7 protein-coding genes, 2 pseudogenes and 1 CRISPR repeat array are annotated in these 7,222 nt (G+C 34.9%); of the genes and pseudogenes, 6 read left to right on the forward strand and 3 right to left on the reverse strand.

From position 1 onward, the window contains the following. From ACIQ1E_RS13150 to ACIQ1E_RS13175, 6 genes are all read left to right on the forward strand, one after another. The coding region (locus ACIQ1E_RS13150; protein WP_396171771.1) for a sensor histidine kinase at positions 1 to 396 on the forward strand (396 nt) is incomplete at its 5' end. A gap of 11 nt (positions 397 to 407) precedes the next feature. Further along, positions 408 to 1,076: a response regulator gene (locus ACIQ1E_RS13155; RefSeq protein WP_396171772.1), complete on the forward strand. Its 669-nt coding sequence runs from the start codon at positions 408 to 410 to the stop codon at positions 1,074 to 1,076. Positions 1,077 to 1,317: 241 nt separating this feature from the next. Then, positions 1,318 to 1,527 carry a KTSC domain-containing protein gene (locus tag ACIQ1E_RS13160; RefSeq protein WP_396171773.1) on the forward strand — a complete coding sequence of 70 codons (210 nt, stop codon included), beginning with the start codon at positions 1,318 to 1,320 and terminating at the stop codon, positions 1,525 to 1,527. Between the two features lie 416 nt (positions 1,528 to 1,943). Next, positions 1,944 to 2,350: a CRISPR direct-repeat array (repeat unit 38 nt; unit sequence TCTCCGAGACCATCATCCATTACAACAAGGATTAAGAC). Between the two features lie 223 nt (positions 2,351 to 2,573). Next, positions 2,574 to 3,221 (forward strand): DUF6804 family protein, encoded by a 648-nt coding sequence (locus ACIQ1E_RS13165; RefSeq protein WP_396171774.1) that lies wholly within the window; start codon positions 2,574 to 2,576, stop codon positions 3,219 to 3,221. Between the two features lie 427 nt (positions 3,222 to 3,648). Then, complete coding sequence (gene tnpA, locus ACIQ1E_RS13170; protein WP_396171775.1) at positions 3,649 to 4,089, forward strand: IS200/IS605 family transposase; 441 nt, start codon at positions 3,649 to 3,651, stop codon at positions 4,087 to 4,089. A 46-nt stretch (positions 4,090 to 4,135) separates the two neighbouring features. Continuing rightward, positions 4,136 to 4,945, forward strand: a complete 810-nt coding sequence (locus ACIQ1E_RS13175; RefSeq protein ID WP_396171777.1) for an endonuclease/exonuclease/phosphatase family protein — start codon at positions 4,136 to 4,138, stop codon at positions 4,943 to 4,945. A gap of 127 nt (positions 4,946 to 5,072) precedes the next feature. Here the strand turns inward: ACIQ1E_RS13175 and ACIQ1E_RS13180 are convergent. From ACIQ1E_RS13180 to ACIQ1E_RS13190, 3 genes and pseudogenes are all read right to left on the reverse strand, one after another. Beyond that, a pseudogene (locus ACIQ1E_RS13180) lies at positions 5,073 to 5,309 on the reverse strand (glutaminase); the annotation flags it as partial. Between the two features lie 293 nt (positions 5,310 to 5,602). Further along, positions 5,603 to 6,865: an asparagine synthetase B gene (locus ACIQ1E_RS13185; RefSeq protein ID WP_396171778.1), complete on the reverse strand. Its 1,263-nt coding sequence runs from the start codon at positions 6,863 to 6,865 to the stop codon at positions 5,603 to 5,605. 94 nt (positions 6,866 to 6,959) lie between these two features. Continuing rightward, positions 6,960 to 7,222 (reverse strand): annotated as a pseudogene (locus tag ACIQ1E_RS13190) (replicative DNA helicase); the annotation flags it as partial.

The following is a 7,222-nucleotide window of genomic DNA, read 5'->3' on the forward strand; positions in this document are numbered from 1 at the left end:
ATTGACACCGAGTTGCATTTTGTGGCAGGTCTCAAAGAGATGCTATCCAGTTTCAATACTGAGGCGGTCAATGTCTTGATTACTGGTATGGATTCAGTGAACTGGAATGCTTTGGAAACCAATAAAAAAATTATAATTTATCGTGTGCTGCAAGAGCTACTCGTAAACATGAAAAAGCACTCTCAATGTAGTTTGGTCGTTGTCGCTTTCAAAAAAAATGAAAATAAATTACAAATAGATTATAGTGATAACGGGCTTGGAGCAGCTTTTGATAAAATAAATTTAAAAAATGGACTGCAGAATGTGGAAAACCGTATTCTAGCTATAAATGGAACTATTACTTTTGACACTAAACCTGACAAAGGGTTCAAAACAAGTTTCACAATTCCCTTATAACTAGTATCATTATGTTTAATAAAGTTTTAGTAGCCGAAGATTTAGACAGTATCAGTATCACGGTTGGACAAGCATTGGAGGAACTTTCGGTTTCGGAAATTCACCATGCCAAATACTGCGATGATGCTTTTTTGAAAGTAAAAAAAGCACTCCTTAACGACGCACCGTATGATTTGCTAATTAGCGATTTATCATTCAAAACCGATCATCGAGAGAATCAATTAAACTCTGGAGACGAATTGATTGCAGCCGTAAAAAAACTACAACCCACTATCAAAATAGTAGTTTTCTCCATCGAAGACAAATCCTTTAGGATAAAATCACTTTTTAATGATTTGGGTATTGATGCCTTTGTTGCCAAGGGACGAAATAGTATTCCAGAACTTATAAAAGCTATTCAGGGTGTATTTAACAAAAAAACAAATATTATTTCTACCGAATTATCCCACGCATTAAGAGACAAATCCCTAATCGAAATTGAAGCATACGATATTTCGCTTCTAAAATCATTATCCAAAGGACTGATTTTGGATGAAATTGCATTGGAGTTCAAAAACTCAGGGATAATTCCTAATGGTAGCAGCAGCATCGAAAAGCGCATCAACAAGCTCAAAATATTCTTCAAGGCCAATAATAACGTGCATCTCATAGCTATTGCCAAAGATCTGGGCTTAGTGTGATTTTAGAGGTTAGAAATTAGAAATTAGAAGTTAGAGGTTAGAGATTTCGAGAGATTTATGCTTTCAAATTGTCTTAATACTTAATACTCCTGTCTTAATACTGAGGCTTGAAATTTCTTGAGTTTATCGATTATTTTTTTAGATTCTTTAATTTTTTTTTCATTTTTTTTGTCGCTTTACGGTTTCTCGTAAGGATGCACTTTTTATTGGGTTTAGATTTGTTGAATAATTGTAAAATACTATGAATCGATATACCATAAACGACCGCAACATTATCTCTCTAGGTTATGATGAGATGACTAAAACACTCGAAATAGAAATCAAATTGCAAGCGATGCATCAATATTTTGGAGTGACTTTAGACGAATTTGTAGCCCTGATGAAAGCTTCCGAAATAGAAAATCATTATTTTGACTTTGTCTATTGTCAGTATCATTTTGATGTGTTTTAATTTGTCTACCTCTTCAGGGTTTTTCTTGAGGATGCCATTTATATTGGGATGATTTAAAATATCACTCCATTAAAGCAATATAATAGGGAGAAAAAAGACTCCGAAATAAATTCAAAAATAAAATGCCAAGATTCAAATACAATTTGCCAATCCCTGTATCACCTATATCTAAAATAAAAATGAAAAAACTTAACCTAACAAAATTACTTATCCTTTGCTGCTTCTCTCTTTTCTGTAACCCAAAAACAGAAAAACCACAACCAATTATCTACAATAACAACAACAAAATCAACAATCAAATTTACAAATTTGATGACGATGAAATCCTCAAAAAAAATACGAAAGACAGCCTGAAAAATGCCAAATCGCTCCAAGAAGAGATTAAAAAACGAAGCGCTAAAAAATTTGATTTAAAGTCTCCGAGACCATCATCCATTACAACAAGGATTAAGACTATTCTTCATTGGTAGCATATAAAGAAGTTAAAGACTCTCCGAGACCATCATCCATTACAACAAGGATTAAGACTTTAGGCCTCTTTGTTGTAGGGTCAACAATAGAACTACTCCGAGACCATCATCCATCACAACAAGGATTAAGACAATCGCAGGCTTGGACGTAAAGTTCTGCAATAGCCTCTCCGAGACCATCATCCATTACAACAAGGATTAAGACCATATTCCTGCGAACGCAGGAATCTAAATAATATTCATATCGACAGTATTGTCACTTTCAACAAGGATTAAGACCATATTCCTGCGAACGCAGGAATCTTAATCGTATTAATTGCAATTGCATAATCACTTTCAAAATGGATTTAGACCAGAGAGAACAATTTTGAAATTAGTTTTTCGTTGTAATCACCAAGAGTATTGTCAATTTCAAAAAGGATTAAGACAAATTCCTGCGAATACAGGAATCTAAATCGCAGCAATAGCAATAGCGTTGTCCCATTGAGTAAAATACCAGTTGTATTTGACATTATCCCATTTATTTGCCCGATCGAATTTTTACATCCGAACTTTTTTCAAAAAAACACTTGCATTATGCACATTAGCTATATAAAAATCATCCTAGCAGTACTCCTATTCCTCTGTCTACTCGATATGCCTTACGACTATTACCAATTGGTGCGTTTTCTGGCGATGCTTGCTTTTGCCTATTTGGCTTATTTTGCCAGTCAAAAAAGGAACACGAATGCTGTATTCATTTATATCGGTCTGGCTATTTTGTTTCAGCCCTTGGTTAAAATTGCATTGGGCAGAACTATTTGGAACGGTATAGATGTAATAGTCGGACTTGGTTTATTACTATCATTAATGCCTTCTAAAACAACCCCTAAACAAGTTGAACATAACAACCCAAACAATAGTCGAATCACGGATGACGCTGTAACACCACTTGAAAATATAACACTCAAAGTAGAACCAGTGGTAAAGGAAATCATAACGGTTCGGGAAGTTATAGTGGTAAATGAAAAAGGAACCCTAAATGAAGATCTAGCGGAAAATGAAACTATAACAGGAAAAAAAATCAAGAAACCATCGAAAATCAAGCAGGACAACGAAACTAAAAATAAATGGTTGTACCCCACTGATGACTTAGGGAAACTGGAAAAAGGCGTGGAGTTGGATTCAATAACCTATTTACGAGAAAATCCAGATAAAAACCCTAATGATTTTACTATTATCTAAACAAATAAGATTTTATCAAATTCGATATTGAATAGCTTTCAACTATAGGAGAATATGAAAATTATGATTGAATTTTTCGGCTAAAGCCTTGCTGGGATGCTATTCATTTTCCTCCTCCAGCTAAAGCTGGAGGCAATTAAAAGCTGAGCGATAATGCAAAGCTGGAGGCAATGCAAAGCTAGCAATTCAAAGCTAGCAATTCAAAGCTGGAGGCAATGAAAAGCTAGAGGCAATCGAAAATTGAATCAAATTGGCTCAGAAAACAATTAGAAATAAAAATTTCAATACATTTGACTAGCCCCCAGATTTAGAGAATAAATTTGAATTGCCTCCAGCTTTAGTTGGAGGAATATTAAAATTTGATAATGATCTGGCTTTAGCCGAAATTTATATTGAAAATTAGTAATCAAATGAATATCTTTAAATTATGCCATTTATAAAAGTTTACATTCATTTTGTCTGGTCTACAAAAAACAGAGTGCCATTTCTAGAAACCCGAGAAATAAGACAAGTTATGTGGAATCATATCCGCGAAAATGCAAAAGAAAAAGGAATCCATATTGATTTTATCAATGGATATTCTGAACATTGTCATTGCTTGATTTCTCTTGGAGTTGACCAAACCATTCAAAAAGTAATGCAATTAATAAAAGGAGAATCTTCCTTTTGGATGAATAATCAAAAATTAATCTTGAATAAATTCGAATGGCAGGACGAGTATTTTGCTGTGTCTGTGAGCGAGTCTGTATTAGACAAAGTGAGGAATTATATCAAAAATCAAGAGCAGCACCACAGCAAAAAAACATTTGATGAAGAATACGATGAATTTATAATCAAATATGGATTTCAAAAATATGCGGATAAATAAGACTGTTTTGGCTAAAGCCAATTTGAAATTATTACAATCACAAAAAATGAAAATCCTATATTCCATCTTATTATTCCTTTTCCTATTCACCTCTACCCTCTTTTCCCAAGTCAAACTCATTTCCTGGAACATAGAAAACTTAGGGCAATCGAAATCAACTGACGAAATCAGTTTTATAGCCAACACGGTCAAAGATTATGACATTGTCGCCATTCAGGAAGTCGTGGCAGGTGACGGAGGTGCGCAAGCTGTGGCGAAACTCGCCGATGAACTCAACCGCAAAGGAGCCAAATGGGATTATGTCATCAGCGATCCAACAAGCAGTAGTGCTTACAAAACGGAGCGGTATGCTTTTATCTGGAAAACCAGCAAAATCAAGAAAATAGGAAGGGCTTGGCTTGAAAAGAAATACCATTTAGAAATTGACCGCGAACCCTATTTCTGTACGTTTCAATACGACCACAAACAATTCACCGTAGCCAATTTTCACGCCATAACCAAAAGCAAACAACCCGAAACGGAGATTAAATATTTCAAATTCCTGCCCGCGGAATATCCCAATCTGAATTTAATCTTTGTGGGGGATTTCAACTGTCCGCAATCGCATACGGTTTTCAACCCTTTGAAGAAAATGGGGTATAAATCCATTTTAATCAATCAGAAAACCTCTTTAAAAAAAGAGTGCCAAAACGGGAATTGCCTCGCTTCGGAATTTGACAATATGTTTTATAATTATTCAAAGATCAGGATTATAAATGCGGGAATAATTCCTTTTTATAAAAACTTCAATTCCTTGCAAGAGGCCAGAATGATTTCAGATCATATTCCTAATTGGATGGAATTTTACTTAAATTAATACCTTAAAATAAAAAGAGATTTTTGCAAGAAGAATTCCTGATTTTAGAATAAAAAATCATTCCCTACGACTATTTCACCTTTGTTCCAAAAAAAATAAAATTTGGGGTTTTCTATTCTTTTCGATTCTAAAAAATTGACTTCCCGGTTTTTGTAGTAAACAATTCTAAAGCGGCCATTCCAAATTCAGAATTTCCTTTTTCGTTGAGTCTTGGCGACCAAGTGGCAACCGAAAAATGCTTGGGATACAAAGCGGCTATACCTCCGCCAATTCCGCTTTTTCCAGGCAACCCAACGCGATAAGTAAACTCGCCCGATTCGTCATAAAAGCCGCAAGTCTGCATTAACGCATTGATTCTTTTCACTTGATGCAAATTCCAGCGATATTGACCACCCAATTCCAATTTAAAGTGAGCACCTGATTCCAATTCAAAATGACCACCTAATTTCGGAGTAAATTGACATAAACCATTTTTTTTTAAAACGTATTCATAAATACTCGACTAAAAAACAAACTCAGTAAAATAAACTGAATAATAAAATAATAATGGGATAAAAAGAAATTTTCATTTGGATATAAAAACCCAATAATATTGCATTAATCAATAATAATAGTAATCCGATTAAACTAATTATGAATGGAAAATCATAGTTCATTTTATGTTTTAAGTTTCTTTTTTCTCGCTGCTGGGAATAACACATTATTCAAAATCAAACGATAGCCTGGAGAATTGGGGTGTAAATCGAGAACTGTTACTGGATCTCCTACTCTGTGCTGATAATCTTCGGGATCGTGTCCACCAAAAAAAGTGTACATTCCTTTGCCTTTTTCCCCGTGTATGTAACGTGCTTCGCCATTAAGCTCACAACTGCCCATAATCAATACATTCGATTTTATTAGATTCGAATCGAAAGCAGTAGTTTGTCCCATAAACCCTTTGATTAATTGCGTATGGTTCTGACACAACATACTCGGGATTGGATCCCATTTGGCCGAGAATTCCATCAAAGTAAAATAATCTTTCTCCATTGGAATAATTCTTTTTTCGGTCATATCAATGTTCGAAAATTCATAATGCTCCGGTTTTCTGCTCAAAACATAATCTTTGAAAGCAAACGAATTGGCGAAATTTATTTTGGATTGATAATTAGGTTCGCTAGCATCTCCATCAAACATCGATTCGCAAATATCAACTCCATCGGCAGCCAAAGCTATATCAAAACTATCGGTGGCAGAGCACATCGCAAACATAAATCCCCCTCCAATAACAAAATCCCTAATTTTTTTGGCTACAGCTCCTTTCTCTTCCGACACTTTTTTGAAACCGAGTTTGGTTGCCAAAATTTCAGAATCTTTCTTTTGTTCTATATACCAAGGTGAATTTCTATTAGAGCCAAAAAACTTTCCGTATTGCCCAGTAAAATCTTCGTGATGCAAATGCAACCAATCATAAAGCAGCAGTTGGTCTGATAAAACTTCTTCGTCATAGATAGGTGTAAATGGAATTTCAGCATAAGTCAAAACCAGCGTTACGGCATCGTCCCAAGGTTGTTTCCCTTTTGGGGTATAAACGGCAACTTTAGGTGCTTTTTCGAGGACAACAGCCTCCATATTTTGTGAAGGGCTTGATATCTGTTCCAAAATCTGATTTGCTTCGGCATCGCTCAATACTTCAAAACTAACACCACGGATCTGGCATTCTTTTCTGATTTCTGGAGCATCAGCTAGCAAAAATGAACCGCCGCGATAATTTAGCAACCAACTGGCTTTGTATTTTTTATCGATACACCAATAGGTTATTCCATAAGCTTTCAGATGATTTTGTTGCGTGGTTTCATCCATTGGCAACAAAATAAAAGAAGCTTTTGATGAAAAGGAAATCAGGATTACCATTAAAAGGAGTAACTTTCTTAGAGGCATTTTGCTGTTTTTATAAATCAAATATACATTGTTTTATTCAACCTAAAAAGTTAAAAAAAAATTCGCTTGAATCAGCGAATTTTATTTTTTATTCTTAAAAAGGCATCTCATCATCCTCTTCTTGATTCAAATTACTACCAAATGCTTCATTGGGCGATGGTAGGTTTTTCGTTTGAAAAGGATTATCATCGTGATTCATTTTGGAAGGTAAGTCATCGAAGTTTCCACTATACTCTTCAAGGTTATCAAATTTACCTAGATTTCCAACAAACTTCAACCTTACATTTTCAAGCGAACCATTACGGTGTTTGGCGATGATAAACTCCGCTTGGCCTGCTGATGGCGACTGCTCATCAT

This window comes from Flavobacterium sp., assembly GCF_044348915.1.
Taxonomy (GTDB): domain Bacteria; phylum Bacteroidota; class Bacteroidia; order Flavobacteriales; family Flavobacteriaceae; genus Flavobacterium.